2 protein-coding genes are annotated in these 24,760 nt (G+C 34.3%); both read left to right on the top strand.

What is annotated here, in order from left to right:
- The first annotated feature begins 34 nt into the window (after positions 1-34).
- Positions 35-466 carry a zinc ribbon domain-containing protein gene (locus SM9_RS07805; protein ID WP_058739607.1) on the top strand — a complete coding sequence of 144 codons (432 nt, stop codon included), beginning with the start codon at positions 35-37 and terminating at the stop codon, positions 464-466.
- A 490-nt stretch (positions 467-956) separates the two neighbouring features.
- Positions 957-24,344: an Ig-like domain repeat protein gene (locus SM9_RS07800; RefSeq protein ID WP_058739606.1), complete on the top strand. Its 23,388-nt coding sequence runs from the start codon at positions 957-959 to the stop codon at positions 24,342-24,344.
- Positions 24,345-24,760: the final 416 nt, after the last annotated feature.

Genomic DNA, 24,760 nt, shown 5'->3' with positions numbered 1-24,760 from the left:
AATTTAAATATTAGAACTTAATATAAATAATATTATGTATTGCCCGAAATGTGGTTGCGAGATTGATTATAAAACAAAATACTGCAGAAAATGCGGTGCTAAATTGCCATATAATATGGAATTTGATAAGAATTCTGATTCAAAATCAAATAAATTCAATCTAAGCACTAGAAATCAGATTATGATTTTATCCATTTTGGGTTTGGTTGTCATTATAATATTGTCATCTTTTGCCTTCAGTGGGATTTTCTTTAATAGTCCGTCCAATGTGCAGGGAAGTTCCTCTTCATTTGATGATTTTATTAATAATAATCTTGCATCTTCCGCTGGAGAAGATGTTGAATATACCTACTATCCATCATATACCTATGGCTCTTCTAGCCAAAAACAGAATGATACGGAAATCTATGATACGTTCAGCAATTTTTTCAAGGATAATTCATATGCTCAAAATAATTCAATTTAAACGGATTTTGTATAGGTCAGTATTATAAATTTGTTAATATTTTGTCTTATTATTTGCAATATATCTTTCATTTATTTGAAGTGATTTTTTCATTTTGACTTATTTTCATTCTTCTTTTTTTGTATTTTTTACCTTTTAAAAAAAATACTAAATTGATTAAATTTCATATACATGCACTTGTTTAAAAATACTATTTTTGCAATGTTTTAAAATTTCATTTCTTTTTGAAAACAGTCATGATTTTTCAATTTTTTTTTAAAAAAAATGTTGTTTAATTTATATTAATAATCATTTAAAAAATATTTTTTTGTATACATTTTATTTATGTAATGTTTATTTTTTATCTTAATTTTTATATTTTTTTTATTTTTTTAGGTTAGTTTGAAATGTAAAACTATATTAATTAATAATATAATAAATATATGTCATTATAAGCTCTCTATGGCATTGTAATAAATATATGTCAAAAATAAAAGAGGGATGTTGTATTATGAATAAAAGAGAAATTATATTAATTTGCATAATATTGTGCTTTATTTGTTCTTGTCAGGCTGTAATGGCTGCTGATGTTAGCTCAAATAGCACAAATACTAATGTAACTTCAGCTTCAACAATTGAAGTTGTCGATAGTAGTAATGATCTTTTATCGTATTCGCCTTCTCAAAATAATGAAACCTTAGGTGTAGGTGGGGGATCATTTACTGAACTTAATAATTTAATTGCTGGTAGTACAGATTCTGTAATTACATTAGGTAAGAATTATACCTTTGTCAGTGGAACAGACGATGCATATGCTACTGGTATTCTAATTAATAGGAATGTAGAGATTATTGGTAATGGATATACGATTGATGCTTCTAATCAGGCAAGAGCATTCCGTATTGCTCAGGCAAATACAGTAACATTAACTGGAATTACATTTATCAACGGTTATTCTCAAGCAGCTAATGGTATTCCTGGTCAAGGTGGTGCTGTGCTTGGTTCAGGTGTAGTTCATATTGACAATTGTAAATTTATTAATAATACTGCATATTATGCTAATGGTGGTGCTGTATGTTTAGTTGGTTCTGGAAGTACAATTACCAATTCTTACTTTGAAGGTAACAAAGCTATAAAGAATCCTAATAATGAACAGTCTGGTGGTGCTGGTGCAGTATTTATAAATGCAAATAATAGTGCTATTAGTCATTCTACTTTCATCAAGAATGAAGCTGGTTTGAATGGTGGTGCAATTGGTAGTAGTGCTAATTATTTAGAATATGTTACTATAACTAATTGTACAATAAGCAATAACACTGCTGGCGGTTCTGCTGGTGGTATTGGTATGCAAAGTAAAAATTTCCATATTACTGATTCTACTTTCAAATATAATGAAGCTAAAGGTCAGTTTACCACTTATCCTGGTAATGGTGGTGCTATGGTAATGAGAGGTTGGGATAGTTATGCATATAACTGTACATTTATTGGTAATATTGCTAAACAACATGGTGGTGCAGTATTTTCAACCAATACATCTTATAATCCTTTAAACAATAATACTGGTTTTGAACTTTGTACCTTTATTGACAACATTGCTGGTTATAATGGTGGTGCTGTTGATTGGGCTGCAGGTGCTAATTATGGTTATATTATAGATTCAATATTTACTAATAACACTGCTAAACGTAGTGGTGGTGCAGTACATTGGAGTGGTCACTATGGTACTGTAAGTAACTCTACATTTATAAACAATAATGCTACTGGTGAAGTTAAAAGCTACATTGGTGGTATCTATGGTGGTGGAGACGGTGGTGCTATCGTATGGGTAGGTAGTCACGGTCTTATTAATGATAACTGTAATTTTACTAATAACTACGCTGCTAATCGTGGTGGAGCTATATTTCTGCATGGTAACAGTACTGAAAACTGTACTAATATTACTGTAGATCATAGTAGTTTTAATGATAATTATGCTGGTTTAAATGGTGGTGCTGTTGACTGGAACAGTGGTTCACACGAAGGTAATATTTATTATTCTACATTCACTAATAACATAGCTAATAGTAATGGTGGTGCAGTATTCTGGAGTGGTCACAATGGTGAAATATTACACTCAAACTTCACTAACAACGTTGCTAAAGGTATAACTAATGATACTCGTGGTAATATTGGTGATGGTGGTGCAATCATATGGTCTGGTTTAAATGGTACTGTAATCAATTGTAGTTTTGTAGGTAATAATGCATCTATGCGTGGTGGAGCAGTATATTTACAAAACTGTAGTCATGGTAATTGTACTAACACTACATTTTCAAATGTTTACTTTAAAGAAAACACTGCAGGTACTAACGGTGGTGCTATTGACTGGCACGAAGGTGCTGAAGACGGTCATTTGTTATATGCAGTTTTCGAACAAAACACTGCTAAAAGGTCAGGTGGGGCTATATATTGGAATGGTAAAAACGGTGAAATTAAACATTCCAACTTTACAGGAAACAAAGCATTAGGAACTGCATCCGCAAAAGATGCATTCGGCAACATTACCTATGGTGGTGACGGTGGTGCTGTCATTTGGATAGGTTCTGAAGGAGAAGTAGACAACTGTACATTTGAAGATAACGAAGCAGCTAAACGTGGTGGGGCTGTATACTTACAGGCTAACGGACGTGAAAACTGTTCTAACACTAACTTTACTAACTCTGAATTTATAAGAAATACTGCAGGTACTAATGGTGGTGCTATTGACTGGAACAAAGGTGCTCATGATGGTCTTGTGGAAAATGTTACTTTCATTAATAACACTGCAAAAAGATCTGGTGGTGCTGTGTACTGGAACGGTGAGTATGGTGATATTATTCGTGCTAACTTTACTGGTAACAGGGCTTTAGGTATTGCTAATGCTAGTGATGCATTTAATGTCGTTACTTATGGTGGTGACGGTGGTGCTGTCATTTGGATTGGTTCTTATGGTAGTGTAGATGATTGTAGATTTGAAGATAACGTTGCTGCTAAACGTGGTGGAGCAGTCTACTTGCAGGGAACCATTGATGCAAATTGTACAGATACCAACTTTACTGATTCATACTTTAAAAACAACACTGCAGGTACTAATGGTGGTGCTATTGACTGGAACAAAGGTGCTCACAATGGTATTGTATACAATGTTACATTCATAGACAATACTGCAAATCGTTCTGGTGGTGCTATTTACTGGAATGGTCATAACGGTACAATTTCATGGTCTAAATTTTATAATAACACAGCTTTAGGTATTGCTAATGCTACTACTCCTGATGGTAAAGTTACCTATGGTGGTGATGGTGGTGCAATCATATGGTCTGGTGCTTTAGGTGATGTAGAATACTCCAACTTTGTAAACAATACTGCTGCTAAACGTGGTGGAGCTATCTTCTTGCAGGGCAGTGAAACCGAACCTTGTGAAAACACTACATTTAAAGACTCATACTTTGCCCATAACGTAGCAGGTACCAATGGTGGTGCTATCGATTGGTTTGAAGGTGCTCAAAACGGTCTTGTAGATAATGTAACATTCATTAACAACACAGCTAAACGTAATGGTGGTGCTATATTCTGGCACGGTGACAATGGTACTGTTAAAAATTCCAAATTTAATAATAACAGGGCAACAGGTACTTCTTGGGAATACATCTGGGCTATCACCAGAGAGGATATAATTTTATACAATGAATCTCACGAGGATTTCTTAAAAACAACCCCTACTGCTGATAACTTAAATAAATTATATGTAATCAATGAAACATTATCTGATAATCGTGATTACTTCGTATCTTATGTTGCTGTTAAAAATGCAACCGGCGACGGATATCACTGGGAAAAATTAGATGAAACTATTATTAATATTACTGATTCCATTATTTCTCCTGTTGACTGGGCAACTGACCAGTACTTCGGCGGAGATGGTGGTACTATCCTTTGGAGTGGAGATACAGGTTTAGTATATAACTGTACTTTCATAGATTCCAACTCCGCACGTCGTGGTGGTGGAGCATACATGACTGGAAGTGATTATGTAACATTCAACAACTGTACTTTCACTAACTGTACTTCAGGTACCAACGGTGGTGGAGTAGACTGGTTAGCTGGAGCTAACTATGGTAAAATTCATAATACAATATTCAATAATACAAGAGCGGCTCGTTCTGCTGGTGCAATCTACTACGACGGAGACTATGGTGAAATAATAAATATCACAATTATCAATGCTACTTCAAATGGTGGATCTTTAAAAGTCAGTAAAGACGGTCTTGTAAACTATGCTGGATGGGACTCTTCTCACTGGGATACAAACACTACCGGTGGAGATGCTGGTGCTATTATGATTACTGGTGACCATTTATACATATACAATGCAACATTTACCGATTGTATTTCAGTTGGTCGTGGAGGAGCAGTCTTTTTACAGGATAATAAAAATGCTACATTTGAATTATGTATATTTGAAGGCAACTATGCAAAAGGTATAGCAAACAATACCTGGCCTAATTATACTCAAGAAAGAAATGATGATAATGAAGATACAAAAGTTAACTATAGACTTACAGGTCATGGTGGAGCGATTTCATTTGACGTAAATGCTAAAGACTGTAAAATAATTGATGTCAAGTTTTACAACAACGGCGCTCGCCGTAACGGTGGTGCAATCAACTTCGATCAAGGTTCAACAAACAACACAATCAAAAACTCTGAATTTATAAATAACACTGTTTATGACGACGGTGGTGCAATCAACTTTGACCATGGTGCTGATTTATGTACTGTATCCAATGTAATATTCTATAATAACACTGCTTTGGGTAAATCAGGTTCAACTTCCAAAGGAGGTACAATCTGTCTTGTAGGTAACAATGTTACTATTGAAAATTCCAAATTCACTTTGGGTAATGTATATGCTGATACTGGTGCTAAGGATAATGAAACCTGGGGTGGAGCAATGTTTGTCACAGGAAACTATACTATAATTAAAAACACTACCTTTGAAAACTGTTCCGCTTTAGAAGATGGTGGTGCACTATATGTTATTGGTGATGACTGTAAAATGTATAACTCTTCATTTAAAAATAACCATGCAGGCGATGACGGTGGAGCAATATATTGGGAGGGTGATTACGGTTTTATGTATAATATTACATGTTCCAACAATACCGTAACTGGTAAAACCAAAACAAGTGCTCATTCTAAAGGTGGTACGCTTGCTCTTACAGGTAATAATGCAGTTGTGGACAAATCAAGATTTGAATTGTCTTCTGCTATATTTGATGGTGGGGCAATTTATGCTACAGGTAATTATGTAAACATTACTAATTCAGAATTTGAAAAATGTATGGTTACTCAAGGTAATGAAGCTAACCAAATTTATGGTGGAGGTTCTATCTTTTTATTAGGTAATTATTCCAATATTTTAAACTGTTCATTCCAAAGGTCCAATGCTAAAGAAGGAGGTGTAATTTATGTTCAAGGTAACAACGCTAACTTGAAAGGTATAGTGACTGATTTCACTTATGCATTGGATGGTGGTGCTTTTTATATTAAGGGTGCAAACGCTACAATTTCCGAATCAAGCATCACAAGAACTAACGCTACCAAAAATTATGGTGGATCTATCTATGTTGAAGGTGTCAATGCAGTAATCAACACAACTAACTTCACAATGAACTTTGCAAAAACCAATGGTGGTAGTATTTATGTAAAAGGTGTGAATGCTACTATTGATTCATCTTATTTCTTAAGAAACAATGCTACTGTAAATGGTGGTGCAATTTATGTTGAAGGAGACAGCACTCATATCTTAAATTCTAAAGTATCTCAATCTCATGCTAATGAGAATGGTGGTGGAATTGAAGTTTCAGGTAAAGATGCATATATTTATGGAACTGATATCATGATGACTTCATCCAAGTATGGTGGTGCAATCTATGTATCTGGATATAATGCAACCATTGAAAAATCCAGATTCAATATGACTTCAGCTGCTCAACATGGTGGAGCAATTTACATATCTGGTAAAAACGCTCTAATTAATAATTCCAATATTTCAATGTCCAACGCATCCTATTCTGGTGGTGCAGTATATATTCAAGGTCTGTCTGCAACTATTGAAAATTCAGCATTCAGTGATACTCTTGCAAAATTAGGATCTTCTTTCACTGGAAATTCTGACCCAACTAAAGCTACTCCAGATAATACCAATATGGGTGGTGCAATATATATTGGAGATAATTATGCTAAAATTAGAAATTCCAGCTTTACAAATTCAGCTGCTTATTATGGAGGTATTCTTTTCTTGCAAGGCCAATTCTGTGATGTTATTAACTCATCATTAGATAAAGGTTATTCATATCGTGATGGTGGAGCTTACTTTTCTAAAGGTATAAATTCTAATGTCTATGATTCCAACTTTACAAATAATGTTGCTAGAAATGACGGTGGAGCTCTCTTCTGGCTAGGATCCAAATATAATTATGTAAATGGTTCCATTTTTACTAATAATACTGCTAAAGGAGATCCGGGACATTCTACTAAAGGAGGTGGAGCTATCTACTTCGCAGAAGGTGGATCTTACTGTGGTATAAGTTATTCTAAATTCTTCAATAATTCAGCAGTTACCAATAGTAAAGCGGATGGTGGAGCTATTTTATGGGATAAAAGTAGTCATATTTTTATTGACCATTGTCTTTTTGATGGAAATTTCGCTAACTCTACCAGTCCTGCGGGTAATTGGATTCAAGGCGGGGTATTGTATGCAAGACCGGGTACTAATTTAACTATTTCTAACAATATTTTCCAAAATTGCTGGTCTTTAAAGGAAGCAGGTGCATTATACTTGCAAACTGGTGATAGAAATGGACTAATTACATTAATCAACAATACATTTATAAATAACACTGCTTATGGTAATGAGACTGAGGATACTAATCTTGGTGGTGGAGCAATTTTATTAAAATCTGTTGGAAAAATTACAATTGTTAATGCTACATTCATAAACAATTCTGCAAACTTTGGTGGAGGAATCGTAATTGATAGTTCAATTACTGAGTGTAGTATAACCAATGCTACTTTTGATGGTAATAAAGCTACCATTGGTACTGGATGTGGTGATGGTGGAAGTATTTATGCTAAAAAGGCATTTACTGCGAATAATCTTATTATGTCTAATGGTGAGGCAGCACGTAACGGTGGAGGAATGTATGTTAGTAATGTTGAGATGACCTATAATAATTTCACTTTCATAAATAATTCAGCAGCTAATGGTGGTGGATTATACTGGGATAGGGCTGGTGTTACAATTGAGGATATGACCTTTATAAATAATTCTGCAGTTATCTCCGGTGGTGCAATCTTTATCCCGGCTGGTTCTTCTACATCATCTTGGGTCTATGTTTTAAACAATATTTTCACAGGTAATTCCGCAAACTCTGGTGGTGCTATTTATGCTATTGGAAATAGTATAATTATTTCACAAAATAATTTCACTAATAATAGTGCATCATATCGCGGCGGTGCAATCTTTATTCCTGTAAGTAATAATGGTGTTGACATAGGTTATTCAAATTTCACAGGAAACAAGGCTGCTGCTGATGGTGGTGCAATTTTTATCGGATCTAAAGGTTATGATAATAGAAAAATTCATGATTGTAATTTCATTAATAATAGTGCTGTTGATGATGGTGGTGCCATTTATGTTGCAAATATAGATAAAGAAATTATTAATTGTTACTTTGATGGAAACAAGGCTGATGGAGACGGTGGTGCTGTTTATGTCGCTGCAGTACAAGGAGGAAAAATTACAGATTCAACATTTACAAATTCACTTGCCCAAAATGGTGGTGCTGTCTATTATGCAGGTACAACTAATGTCGATGGAGCTCTTAAAATAGTAAATGATACTTTCCTTAAAAACATTGCAATTTACAATGGTGGTGCTGTTTTATATCTCGTTGGTAATGGACCTGATAAGTACAGAGATTATAATAACTTTGATGGAATTGGTATTCCAGTAGATGGTGGCAGAACTACCGTCAAAGCAAATAATACAAATATTGAATTCATTTCCACATCTTTATTTGAATATAATGAAGATTATATGTTACGTCTTAGAGTTATTTCTGATTGGTTAAACCCATATATTACTGTTTATATTGATAATCCTAGAGATTGGAATCGTTATGGACTTAGGGTTGTTATGAAATTAATTAATTCCACTACTCATGAAGAAATCAGAACGATAATTATAAATGAATCTAACATTGATACTCACAGACGTGACGGTATGATTTATGCAAGTTTCGGTAATCTTATAAAGAATGAAACTTATAATATCACAGTTTCATTTGAAGATTACAATTATCTCTATAAAGTAAATTCCACTGTGGCACAGGCTCACGGTGAAATTATTGGTGAGTTTAAACTCCTTCAAAAGTTAATCGATGATGCTGTTAAACGTGGTGACAGAGAACTTGTCTTAAACAGGACTTTCACTTTCACTCCATTTTACGAAGGTAACCATGAAAATATGGACGACAGATGTATCAATTTAACAAATATTCCTTATGCATTCACAATTCGCGGTGAAGGATTCGTTATTGATGCGGCAGGTTATTCCAGAATATTCAATATAACCTCTTCAAATGTCACAATTGATAATGTCATACTTGTTGGAGGTAATGCCAGCGGTGAATATGGTGATCGTATTGATATGGGAGGAGCCATATTCTGGGCCGGACCAAACGGTATCATATCAAATTCAATAATTGAACACAATAATGCAACTATCGGTGGAGGAATCTATTACAATGTTACTGCTCCTGATTGTCAGATTATAAATACAACATTTGTAGAAAATACTGCAGTTACCCATGGTGGTGCTATTGACTGTAACGCTTCTAGAATGGGATTATTCAATACTACATTTGATGGAAACTTTGCATATATCGGTGCTGCTTTATGTAGGGAAATTAATGCTACTGAAGGTCACGGTAAAAACAATACTTTCATTGGTAATTATGCAGAATATGCCGGTGCAGCTCTTGCATGGATAAATGCAACACGTATTTCCATTGATGATTATCACTTCTATAATAACCATGTAGGTTACAGTGGAGGAGCAATTTATGTCGGTGAAGGCAGTAAAAACTGTGAAATATTAAACTGTATATTTGACAACAACTGGGTAGAAAATGAAACTGACGGTCATGGTGGTGCTATTGAATGGTATTCAGAAAAAGGTTTAGTTTACAATTCAGAATTCACCAACAACCGTGCATATGACGGTGGTGCAATTTATGTAGGAAGTGCTTCCGGTGAAATTAATATTACCAAATCCACTTTCCACGATAACATTGCAGTAACTACCGGTGGTGCAATCAGTATTAACGCATCTGCCGTTACTGTAAATGCATCCAATTTCTACAACAATAATGCTACTAGAGGTGGAGCATTATTCGTTGGTGGTGTAGGTACTGATAATTACATATATGGATCTGTTTTCGAAGGAAATAATGCTATAAGTACTACTGAAACAGCAATGAATGGTCTTGGTGGAGCAATTTACTGGGTAGCTTCCTCAGGTACTATTGTTGATACCAGATTTACTGATAACCATGCGGACTATGGTGGTGGAGTATACTTTGGTGAAAATTCAATTAACAGTAGAATTGAAAATTGTTTATTCGAAGGAAACGATGCTAAATATAATGGTGGTGCTATTGACTGTAACGCATCTAGTATGTATTTAACAAATACTGTATTTGACGGTAATGTTGCACAATTTGGTGCTGCTTTATGTAGGGAAACTAATGCAAAATCAGGTTCCGGTGCAAATAACACTTTCAAAAATAACCATGCAATTGTCGTTGGTGCAGCTTTAGGATGGATGGGATCTATTGGTATTACAATTAAAAATTACACATTCATCAACAACTCTGCTGATGTTGCAGGAGGAGCTATTTATGTAAGTCCGACCAGCCATAACTGTTCCGTTATTGACTGTAACTTTGAAGATAACTATGTAACTAATATTACAAACGGCTGGACTGGTGGTGAACAGTTCAGTTGGACTGCATGGGATGGTACACGTATGGATTATGTAACTGAATGGACCACTAACACTTCCAAAATTGCAACTGCAGATGTATTCGCTACTGAAACCATATTTTATTATAATACTCAAGAGGATATTGATAATGCTTTAGGTAATGGTGGAGCAATTACAATTTACGGAGCTAACGCAACTGTTGAAAACACAAACTTCACAGGAAGCAGTGCAAGATTAGGTGGAGCTATACATGTAGGTGCTACTTCAGGTCATACTATTCTTAATCATACTATATTCACATCCAATGTTGCTTTAGAACGTGGTGGAGCTGTAAACTTACACGCTTCAGGTGTACATATTGATGACGGTAAATTCTATGATAACTTAGCTGTAAACGGTAGTGCAATATATGTCGGTGGTTTAGGTACAGAAAACAAAGTACATGAATCCATTTTCAGAGGAAACAATGCTACCGATTACGGTGGAGCTATTTACTGGGTTGCATATGTTGGTGAAATTTACAATTCAGAATTTACTCAAAACAATGCTAGATGGGGTGGAGGTATTTACTTCAATGGTAACTCTGCCAATACAAATGTCGTCAATTCTACATTCAAATCAAACAGCGCTGTTAAAAACGGTGGTGCTATAGAGTGTAATGCATCCAACATCGGTATTTACAACCTGACATTTGAAGAAAACATTGCCGGTGAATACGGTGCTGCTTTATGTAGGGAAATTAATGCAACATCCGGTCACGGTACAAACAATACCTTCATCAGAAACCACGCAGGAATTTCCGGTGCAGCTCTTGCATGGATGGGTGTAACTGATATTCATATTGTTGACTATAAATTCATAGACAACACTGCTGAAACTAGTGGTGGAGCTATATTTATTAATAAAGGCAGTAACAATGATATAATTGAAAACTGTACATTTGAAGGAAACTACTTGACTAATTTGACCGAGGGTCACAATGGTGGTGCTATTGACTGTAGAGGTGAAAACTTAACAATCGATTATGTTGACTTTACAAATAACGGTGCATATACCGGTGGTGCAGTCTATATGGCTAGTGATTCTAAAAATATCCGTATATTTAATTCCAACTTCACTTCAAACTATGCGATGGGTGACGGTGGAGCTCTCGGATTGAAAGCTGAATCCCTAACTATCAATAATACAATATTTAAATCCAACACTGCAGTACGTCATGGTGGTGCACTATATGCCGGTGGTAACGGTACAAACAATACAATCCGTTATACTACATTTGAAGATAACAGTGCAGGAGACCACGGTGGTGCTATTGACTGGCTTTCATCAGCAGGTATTTTCGAATTCATTAATTTTAGAGCAAATACTGCTGAATATGGTGGTGGAATTTACTTAAACGGTGTTTCAAGCAATTCCAGATTAAACAGTGTTTACTTCATAGAAAATAGAGCTACCAAAAACGGTGGTGCTATCGACTGTAATGCCAGTATGATGGGTCTTAACAATACAATATTCATATCCAATTATGCCGGTGAGTATGGTGCTGCTTTATGTAGGGAAGCTAATGCTACCGGAGGATTCGGTGGAAACAATTCATTCATCAAAAACCATGCAGAAATTGCAGGTGCAGCTCTTGCATGGTTAGGTGTGGATGGAATTAACATTAACAATTATAAATTCATCAACAACACTGCAGAATTAAGCGGTGGAGCAATTTATGTAAGAGGTGACAGTCCTAACTGTAAAGTACGTAATTCATACTTTGAAAACAACAGGGTAAATGATGTACAGGACGGTCAAGGTGGAGCTATTGACTGGCTTGGTGAAAACGGTTATATCTATAACTCAACATTCAAAGATTCATTTGCTAATACTGGTGGTACATTATTCATCACTTCCAATAATATGAATATTACATTATCAAACTTCACAGGATCACGTGCTTTAGGTGAAGGTGGAGTAATCCTATTGATGTCCAATAACACAACAATTACTGACTCCATATTTGAGTTTTCAGTTGCTTTGGAACGTGGTGGAGTAATTTCCGCTTATGATGCATATAATGCAACTATTAGCGATTGTAAATTTTACAGTAACGTAGCTGCAGGTTACATTGACTCTTCAGACAGATATTATGGTGATGGTGGAACAATATCCTGGATAAACGGTAATAACTTAAAGATTATTAATTCAGAATTTAATGATACTCAGGCTCACGCATACGGGGGTTCATTATACATTGTCAATGTCAATGATTCATCAATATTCAATACCTCATTCAATGGAATGTTGGCTGTACAGGATGGTGGAGCTATTTACTGGGGCAATTCAACAAATGTAACTATTGATTTATGTAATATTACATCTTCTTCCGCAACTTCCCGTGGAGGAGCAATATACGTTGAAAATATAAATGATGCCCGTATCATCAATTCCAATTTCGATGATGTTTCAACTCCATGGGGTAACGGTGGAACTTTATACATTGACGGTAATGTTACCTTGTATAATGATACATTTACTAATTTCAAAGCATCTACAGGATATGCAGGGGCAATATACTTCTGTAACGGAAATTCAACCCTTTCAAATTCATCATTTGATGGTATTGATGCAATCTGGATTAATAAGGATGCAACTCTTAAAATGACTAAAAATAACATTACTGCAGATATTAAAAACAAGAATACGACTTACTTAACTACCCCATATAATATTGTGACTAATCCTGTCCCTTACTCTGTATGGAATGACGGTAATTTAACTCTTGATAAGAATAACTTCGATTGTGTGATATTTAATGATGAAGGAATAATCGATTCTCCTACAGTAATCAAGATTTTGGACAATACTACAGTATATGCAGAATGGAATTCCAATTTCACATTCTGGGCTAGCATTTATGATGACAACAACAATACAATCATCTCTGTAAGCAAGTTAAACACAACCAATGATGTTGAACATGGATGGTATCCAATGTCCTATAACGCATGGACAACTCAGGTATATTACAATGGTACATTCCACATCAGCGGTAAAGATGTCGGACTGCCAAATGCTGCTGTATATAACGGTACGCTGAACGTTTTGGTAGATACCACTCTTTTACTTGATGTAGAACAGATAAATGAAGGTGAGCATGTTACTATTACTGCTACCGTGCCGCAGGATCCAAACACTATTACAGGAAATGTAACATTTGATGTAAATGGTGAAACTTATATAAGGGAACTTATTAAGGGTATTGCAACTTTAGACCTGTATAACCTTACTGCAAATACTTACCATGTAACTGCAACGTATTCCGGTGATGTAAACCACTTTGAATGTCAAAACACAACTCAATTCGTTGTTAAATTACGTGATACATGGGTTATAATTTCAATCCAGAATTATACTTATGGAATTTACGGAAGTGCAAACATTACTTCAAACGGTAACGGAACAATAAGAATCTACTTCAATGGTAGATATGAGGATTTCCAACTTGTAAACGGTACATTCAATTTAACATTTGACCAAATACTTGATCCTGGTCTTTACTGGATGTCTGTCACTTATATTGAAGATGGATATTATAAATATGCAATGAATCAGACGAGCTTTGAAGTATACTTGCTGAATACTACAATTACTGTAAATACAACTAACATTACATACGGTGAAAATGAAATAATCAATGTAACCGTTAATGAAAATGCAACAGGTTTCATTGCAGTACGTATCGGATCTCAAATCTATGTTGCATACATTAATGAAGGTGTTGCAAACTTCAACATCAGCGGATTAAATGTAGGAACTTACACTGCTCATGTAACATTCTTCTCTACAGATAATCAATTCAATGGAAACTCAACTGACGCCACATTCAAAGTTGGTCCGACCGGCAACTTTACAATTGATGTGAAAGTTGATAATATCACTTACGGTCAGAATGCTACTGTAAGGGTATTGGTTGCTACTGATGCTGTTGGAAACGTTACAATTTATGTTGACGGAGTTGACAAAGGTACTGTAAACCTTACTAACGGTGTAGCTACTTTGGATGTTGCCGATTTAGTTGGTGGAGATCATGTTGTAAATGTAACTTACAACGGTGGTCCTAGATACACTCCTAAGGATAAGAACAATACTGTATTTAATGTAGGTCCAAATACAAGCTGGAAAGTAACAATAACTGATTTTGAATATAACCCATACGGCGAATATTCAAAAATCAATATAACAGACATACCTCAGGACATTAAAGGTGAAAACTTAACCATTAAAATTGATGGTGTTTCATATGTTGTTCCTATCAACAGAACTACTAACAGTGCTACCTTAAGATTAAACAATCTTTCTGCAGGTCTACATTCTGCAACTGTCAATTATGATGGCGATGAGAATTACGGAAAAATCTCACAAGAGTTCCGTCCTTCAATTCCTCAGGCAACTCCTACAATTACCTTAACACAAAACGGTACTGACTTAATTGCTACTGTCAGCGGAAACACAACAGGTAATGTAACATTCTACACCAGAGGTAATGAATACACAATTAAGCTTGTCAATGGTAATGCAACCTTGAAAAATAATTTAACATTTGGATTAAATGATGTTGTAGCTATTTACAACGGTGATAAAAATTACACTAGTGCAAGAATAATGGAAACCTTCGAAATTGAAAAACAAAATGTTACAATTACTATAAAAGACATTACTTCCGTAATTTATGTTGGTAATAAAGTCATCTTCAATGCTACATTGAATGAAACTGTTACTGGTGATGTAGTATTTACTATTAATGGTGTTAACTACACTGTTGCAGTAAACAATGCTAATGTGGCAACATATACTTACACTCCTGTAAATAATGCAACTTTAACTGTTGTTGCTACATTTAATGGAAATGATAAGTATAATAGAAATTCATCTGCAGCTAAACAATTTAATGTAGCTAAAATCGCTACTGACATTGATGTTGCTGTTAAAGTTCCTGTTAAGGTTGGTGAAGATGCTGTAATTACAGTTACAATGAATCCTTCAATTAACACTACTGTAACTTTAACTGTTGACGGTAAAGAATATTATGTTGCAGTTGTAAATGGTAAAGGCGGATTCAATGCATCCGGATTAAACAGTGGAATCCATAAAGTTAATGTAACTTATGCTGGTGATTATAAGTATATTGCAAGCAATGACACAACAACATTTACAATGGGTAATGCTACTTTGGATGTAAATGTGACTGCTTTAAATGTTACTGTTAAAGAAAATACTTCATTTGTAATTAATGTTACTGATAAATTTAATGGAAATGTTTCCATTAAAGTCGGTGATGATGTATTGTACAATGGTACTGTTGAAGCTCTTGTAATTGGTAATATTTTACCTGTTGCTGGTGATAAGGTTGCTACTGTAGTCTTCTATGGTGATGATAACTATGATGAATTAACATTAAACAATGTTAGATTTACTGTTTCAAGAGTAACTCCTGAAATTAGTGTTGTTGTTGATGATGTGACTTATCCTGCTAAGGCTCTTGCTACAATTACTGTTGGTAATAAAGCAAACGGAACTGTTAACATTACTGTTGACGGTAAGAAATTCAAAGGAACAGTAACCAATGGTGTTGGAACTATTGATTTAGAAGGTTTATCTGCAGGAGCTAAAGTTGCTAGTGTTGAGTTCTTCTCTACTGATGACTACAATAATAATGTAACTGCAAGTGCTAAATTTAATATCAATAAAAATACTTCAGGTATTGGAATTGATGTTAAAGAGTTATATAAAGTTGGTGATGATATTGTTATTACTTTAAATCCTGTTAACTCAACTGGTGCTGTTACTGTAACAATTAATGGTAAAGAATACACTGTAACTAATAATGTGATTACTATTGATGGTGGTCTTCCTGCTGGTGAATATATTGTTAATGCTGTTTTAGCCGGTGATGAAAACTACACTGGATCAGGTGCATCAAAAACATTCAATGTTGAAAAACGTGATATTACAGTTACTTTAGATGATGTAACTGATATTAAAGTTGGTACTCCAGTAACATTCACTGCTGAGTTGAATGAGCCTGTAACTGGTGATGTTGTATTTACTATTAATGGTGTTAACTATACTGTTGCAGTAAGCAATGCTGATGTGGCAACTTATACTTACACTCCTTTAAATAATGCTACTTTAACTGTTGTTGCTACATTTAATGGAAATAATAAGTTTAATAAAAATTCATCTGCAGTTAAACAATTTAATGTGGGTAGAATTTCTACTGACATTAATGTTACAACCAGCCCTATTTATGTTGGTGAAAATGCTGTATTTGACATTGAAATGAATCCTTCAATAAACACAACCGTAACTTTAAAAGTTGATGATGAAACTTATGATGTGGCAATCATTAATGGTAAAGGTTCATTTAATGTATCTGGACTTGCTAACAAGACTTATGAAATAAATGTAATATTTGTTGGTGACGACAAATACATGGGAGTTTCAAATGTCACAACATTAAAAGTAAACAAATTAGTTGATTATAACATCAATGTAACTGTTGGTGACATTAATTTCGGTGAAAACGAAACCATTGTTGTTGTTTTACCTGCTGATGTTGATCCAACTAAATTGGTTGTCAAAGTAAACGGAACTGAAAAAGCATACACTATTGTAAATGGTGTTGCAACTGTTGTAGTTCCAGGATTAAGTGCTGGAAAATATGAAGTAAATGTAACATACACTGGTGATGACAAATATGCTTCCAAAAACAATAATTCCAATATATTCAAGGTAAATCCTTCAGCTACTTATGATATCATTTTAGCTGTTGAAAACCATACTTATGGAGAAAACACAATATTCACTGTTACCCTTCCTAATGACGTAACAGAAAATGTAACAATCAAAATCGACGGTAAAAATTACTCTGTAAAACCAAATGCAAATGGTGTTGCTACATTAACATTAAACAACATCTCAGGTGGATTACATACATTTGCTGCAACTTATGGCGGCGATGGAAATTACTCAAAATCCTCCAAATCAACTACATTTGTCATTGGTCGTGCAGCATCAAGCATTGATGTGAACTTCACAACTCCAAAACTTGTTGATGATAAAGTATTGATCAATGTTTCAATGGGACAAAAAATCAACGGAACTGTGATTTTAACTGTCGGCGACAACAACTACACTGTTGTCATTACAAACGGTAACGGTTCATATGTTATTTCAGGCGTAGTCAATACAACTTATGCAATCAAAGCTGTATTTGCTGGAAATGAAAACTACACTGCAAGCACTTCTACTATTAAGAATTTAGCAGTAAATAAAGTTCCAATTGAAGTGGATATCAGCTTAGACAAATCTGTAATCAATGTGGGTGAAAACGCTGTTGTGACTGTTGAGTTAAATCAAACAATAAATACTACTGTTGCTGTAAAAGTCAATGGTAAAGAATACATTGTAGGTATTGTAAACGGTAAAGGTAGCTTAAACTTAAGTGATTTGGCTAATGCTACTTACACTATTAATGCTACATTCAAAGGTGATGCAAAATACTTGACAAACTCTTCAAGCATTCTAACCTTAAAAGTCAACAAAGTTCCTACTGAAATTGATGTTACTGTTAAAACTCCAATCACTTATGGTAGTGATGCAGTAATTTCAATTGAATTGAATGCAACAATCAACACTACTGTTAAATTAAGTGTTGACGGTAAACTTTATGATGTTGCTATCGTAAAAGGTAAAGGATCATTTAATGCATCCGGATTAACTAGCGGTAAACATGAAGTTAATGTAACTTATGCTGGTGATGATAAGTATGTTGCAAGCAATGATACTGCAATATTCACTGTTGGCAATGCTACATTGAATGTAAATGTAACTGCTCAAAATGTAACTGTAGAACAAAACACTACATTCATTATTGATGTAGTTGACTTCAATGGTAATGTTTCAATTAGTGTTGATGGTGATGTGTTATACAATGGTACTGTTAAAGGAATTATTGGCGCTACTAAACTGTTAGCTGGTGATAAGGTTGCTACTGTAGTCTTCTATGGTGATGATAACTATGATGAATTAACATTAAACAATGTTAGATTTACTGTTTCAAGAGTAACTCCTGAAATTAGTGTTGTTGTTGATGATGTGACTTATCCTGCTAAGGCTGTTGCTACAATTACTGTTGGTAATAAAGCAAACGGAACTGTTAACATTACTGTTGACGGTAAGAAATTCAAAGGAACAGTAACCAATGGTGTTGGAACTATTGATTTAGAAGGTTTATCTGCAGGAGCTAAAGTTGCTAGTGTTGAGTTCTTCTCTACTGATGACTACAATAATAATGTAACTGCAAGTGCTAAATTTAATATCAATAAAAATACTTCAGGTATTGGAATTGATGTTAAAGAGTTATATAAAGTTGGTGATGATATTGTTATTACTTTAAATCCTGTTAACTCAACTGGTGCTGTTACTGTAACAATTAATGGTAAAGAATACACTGTAACTAATAATGTGATTACTATTGATGGTGGTCTTCCTGCTGGTGAATATATTGTTAATGCTGTTTTAGCCGGTGATGAAAACTACACTGGATCAGGTGCATCAAAAACATTCAATGTTGAAAAACATGATATTACAGTTACTTTAGATGATGTAACTGATATTAAAGTTGGTACTCCAGTAACATTCACTGCTGAGTTGAATGAGCCTGTAACTGGTGATGTTGTATTTACTATTAATGGTGTTAACTATACTGTTGCAGTAAGCAATGCTGATGTGGCAACTTATACTTACACTCCTTTAAATAATGCTACTTTAACTGTTGTTGCTACATTTAATGGAAATGATAAGTTTAATAAAAATTCATCAGCTGCTAAAGTATTTAATGTGGATAGAATTGCAACTGACATTGTTGTAACTTCAAACAGTCCAATATATGTCGGTGACGATGCAGTCATTTCAATTGAATTGGATGCGGCTATTAACACAACTGTTTCATTGAATGTCGGAGGTAAGATGTATAATGTAGCAATAATCAATGGTAAAGGTTCATTTAATCTATCTAACTTAGCTAACGACACTTATGATGTAAAAGTAACATTTGCTGGAAATGATAAATATGGTGAATCTGCAAATGATACAATTTTAAAAGTCAATAAGATTTCTGATTATGAAATTAAAGTAAATGCTAATGATATTAAATTTGGTGAAAATGCAACTATTGTTGTAATTTTGCCTGCTGATGTGGATAATGCTGATTTAATCATTAAAGTCGATGGAGATGTGCAACCTCATACTATGATTAATGGTGTTGTTACAATTAGTGTTCCTCATTTGCATGTTGGTGAACATGAAGTCAATGTAACATACATTGGTGATAATAAGTATTCACTAAAAGATAAAAACGGCACTAAATTCAAGGTAAATCCAACTCCAACATATGAAATTATCTTAATTGTGGATAATCATACTTATGGTGAAGATACTACATTCAAAGTAACTTTACCTCATGATGTAACTGAAAATGTCACAATTAGCATTGATGGTAAATCTTATTCAGTAAAACCTAATATTAATGGTATTGCTACTTTAACTTTAAATAACATTTCAGGAGGATTGCATGCAGTAACTGCAATTTATCCTGGTGATGATGAATATGCTCCTAATTCAAAATCAGCGACATTTGTTATTGGACGTGCTGAATCTTCTATCGATGTTGAATTCACTACTCCAAAACTTGTCGGTGAGGATGTATTGGTAAATGTTGTTATGAATCAAAACATCAACACTACTGTAACTTTATCTGTTGGTGTTGAAAACTACACTGTATCAATTACAAACGGTAAAGGATCATACACTATTAAAGGATTAGCTAATACTACTTATGATATTAAAGCGGTCTTTATAGGTAATGAAAATTACACTGGCAGCGCTTCTGCAATTAAACAATTAGCAGTAAATAAACTTCCTATTGAAATAGATATTAGCTTAGATAAAACTTCAATGCTCGTTGGTGAAAATGCAGTTGTAAGCATTGAATTAAATGAAACTATTGATGCAATCGTATCTGTTAAAGTGAATAATAAAAATTATAATGTTGCTGTTGTAGGTGGTAAAGGTACTATCACACTGAATGACTTAACTAAAGGCACATACACAATAAGTGCTGAATTCGAGGGTAATGACAAATACTTAGCTAATACTTCAAATGTATTGTCATTAAATGTTGATGGTAAAAATGTAACTGAAGTTTCAGTTGATGTAAATCTATCTAATAAAACCATTAAAGTTGATTTACCTGAAAATGCAACTGGTAACATAACTGTAAAAGTTGATGGTGTAGAATATGATGTTACAAATGTAACAGGAACTCCTGTTATCATCGATATTGGTGATATTGCTCCGGGTAATCATACTGTTGAGGTAATTTACTCTGGTGATGGAAACTACACTAGCGCATCCAACATGACTTATGTTGAAATTCCAAAAGTAACTGATTATCTAATAAACATTACCTCCTCTGACATTATTGAAGGACAAACAGAAAACTTAAACATTGAATTGAATATCGACGTTGATGGTGTTGTTGTTGAAATTGACGGTAAGAAATATTACGTTGATTTAACTAACGGTAAAGGATCACTTAAAGTAGATGGTTTGACTAATAACACTTACACGGCTATTGTTAAATATCTCGGTGATGCAACTTATGATGCTAAATCAAATAATACAGTCTTTACCGTTAAAGCTAAGAAAGATGCATCCAAAGACATGCATGTAGATGTCACTATTCCTGAAAACAGTACTTCAGGTATTGTGAATGTAACCTTGCCTGATGATGCTACGGGTAATGTGACTGTTGTTATTGACGGTAAAGTTTACAATGTAACTAATGTTACTAATGGTACTGCTGTTGTTTATATTGACAATATTATTCCTGGTAATCATACTGTTGAGGTAATTTACTCTGGTGATGACAACTATACTAATGCATCATCTACTATTGAGTTAGAAATACCTAAACAAAGTGATTATGAAATGAGTGTTGATGCTGTTGTAGACGGCCGTGATGTTGACATTACTGTAAACTTGCCTGAAGATATAGATGGCATTGTTCTAATTAATGTCGGTGGTGTTGGATACTATGCAAATGTAACAAATGGTAAAGCAAAATTACACTTAAGTGATGTTAATAATGGTAAATATGACGTTACTGCAAAATACTTGGGTGATGATTACTATGCTCCTGGAGAAAATACAACTTCATTCATAGTTGATGCAAAAATAAAACCTGAAGTTGAAATATCTGTAGATATTCCGGAAAACAGCACTAACGGTACAATCACTGTTGAAGTTCCTGACGATGCTACAGGTAATGTGACTGTTGTAATTGACGGCAAAGTTTACAATGTAACTGATGTCGTCAACGGTACTGCTGTCATTCCTATAGATAATTTAACTCCGGGCAACCATACTGTTGAGGTAATATACTCCGGTGATGACAACTACTCCCCAGCTTCAAATGCAACTGTTGTAAACGTTCCAAAAATCAAAGACTATCCAATGGACATTACAGCAAATGACATTAATGTTGGAGATAAAACAGACATTGTCGTAACACTTCCGGATGACATTAACGGAGTTGTACTGATAGATATCGATGGAATCGGTTATTATGTAAATGTAACAAACGGTATTGCAAAAGTCAACTTGCCTCTTGACTTGAAACCTGGAACATATGATGTTGTTGCCACTTTCTCTGGAAACGACAAATATGATTCAAAACAAGTCTCAGATTCATTCAATGTTGTTTCAAAAACTACTGAAGTCGACATTAAATTGGATGGAGATAAGATTGTTGTTGAAGTTCCTGAAGATGCAACTGGAAACGTGACTGTAACAATCGACGGCAAACCTCAAACAGTTCCTGTTAAAGACGGTAAGGCTGTTGTGGACATTTCTGATTTAGAGCCTGGTAACCATACAATTGAGGCTACCTACTCTGGTGATGATAAATACGGTCCTGGTTCCAACTCAACTGTCGTTGAAGTACCTAAGATTTCAGACTATCCAATAGATGTTTCTGCTGATGGTGACAATTTGGTTGTCAGTGTTCCTGAAGATGCAACTGGAAATGTGACTGTAACAATCGATGGCAAACCTCAAACAGTTCCTATTAAGGACGGTAAGGCTGTTGTGGATATTTCCGATTTAGAACCGGGTAACCATACAATTGAAGTTGTATACTCAGGTGACGATAAATATGGTCCAGGTTCAAATTCAACTGTCGTTGAAGTTCCTAAGATTTCAGACTATCATGTCAGCATTGATAAAGATGGTGATAAGTTGGTTGTCAGTGTTCCTGATGATGCTACTGGTGATGTGACTGTATCTGTTGATGGTAAAGATTATACTGTTCCTATTAAGGATGGTAAGGCTGTTGTGGATATTTCTGATTTGGCTCCAGGTAATCATGATGTTAAAGTTACTTATCCTGGTGATGATAAATATGCTCCAGTAACTAATTCAACTACAATTAATGTGCCTAAGAAGTCTGATTATCCAATTGATATAACTACTGATGGTGATAAGTTGGTTGTCAGTGTTCCTGAAGATGCAACTGGTGATGTGACAGTATCTATTGATGGTAAAGATTACACTGTTCCTATTAAGGACGGTAAGGCTGTTGTGGACATTTCAGATTTACCAAGTGGCACTCATGATGTAAAAGTAACTTATCCTGGTAATGACAAGTATGATCAAAAAACAGTGTCTGCATCCATTGTTAAAGAACGCAGTCTTGTAATCACTGCTCCTGATGTAGTCAAATATTTCTCAGGTTCTGACAGATTCATTGTCTACACTAAAGACAATGATGGAAATAATATCAGTGGCATAGAAGTTAAGATTACCATTAATGGTAAAACTTACACCAGAACTTCTGCTGACGGTAAAGCTTCATTAGCTCTTAACTTAAACAGTGGTAATTACACTGTTAAAGTTGAATTTGCTGGTAATGGTGAGTTTAAACCTCAAACCATTAATGCAAATGTTGAAGTTCTTCCTACAATATATGCAAATGATGTATTGAAAGTTTACAGAAATGGAACTCAGTACTATGCATTATTCGTAGATGCTCGGGGCAATCCGTTAGTAAACACAAATGTCAGTTTCAACATCAATGGTGTATTCTACAATAGAACCACCAATGCAACAGGTTGGGCTAAATTAAACCTCAATCTGCCGAAAGGACATTATATATTGACTGCTATCAATCCGGTTACTGGTGAAATGAGAACAAATAATGTTATAATATTCACTTTAATAGAATCAAGTGACTTGGTCAAACACTACAGAAACGATTCACAGTTTGTTGTTCGTGTACGTGCTGCAGATGGTGGATGGGCTAAAGCTGGTGAAAATGTAACATTCAACATCAATGGTGTGTTCTACACAAGAACTACCAATGCAACCGGACATGCTAAATTGTCTATTAACATAGAACCTGGTGAATATATAATTACATCATATTACAAAGATTGCCGTGAAAGTAACACTATCAAAGTACTTCCTAGGTTAATCACATCTGATGTAGTCATGAAATACCGTGATGGAACCCCATTCACTGTAAAAACATTGGATGAGCAGGGTAATATTGCTCCTCACCAGCAAGTTTCATTTAACATAAATGGAATATTGTACAACCGTACAACCAATGATCAAGGGGAAGCTAAGATTAATCTTAACTTGCTGCCTGGTGAATACATAATCACTTCTGAATACGGTTATGAAAGAAATGGAAATACAATTAAAATAGAAGCTTAACAGCTTCTAACTTTTTTATTTTTTATTAATTTTTCATAAATTAATCAATTCATCTACATGTACTAAAACTATTTTTTTTATTCTAATTGATCTATTAAAATTATTAATAATTTGCATTATTATTCTATGACTTATTGGATTAATGTATTAAATTATTGATTATTATTCATAGCAGATTAATTCAAATTCATGTTCGGTTTATGGAATTATTTTTTCAAGTCACTTCTTTGTAAAAAAAGAATGCTTGTGTTGGCTATTTGATTAGTTAATGATATCATTTTTTGTATTATTGTCAAAAATGGTTTAATTTTTATCAAAAACTTGATTGTTTTTGTTGATAATTTAATTTTATAAATTTTCAAGTCATATAAGTTTATATATTGCTTTTGTATATATCTATGAATAGGGATTCCAGA

Source organism: Methanobrevibacter millerae, assembly GCF_001477655.1.
In the GTDB taxonomy this organism is placed as follows: domain Archaea; phylum Methanobacteriota; class Methanobacteria; order Methanobacteriales; family Methanobacteriaceae; genus Methanocatella; species Methanocatella millerae_A.
The sequence above is the reverse complement of the archived record's forward strand: the minus strand, read 5'-3'. Positions and strand labels throughout refer to the sequence as shown.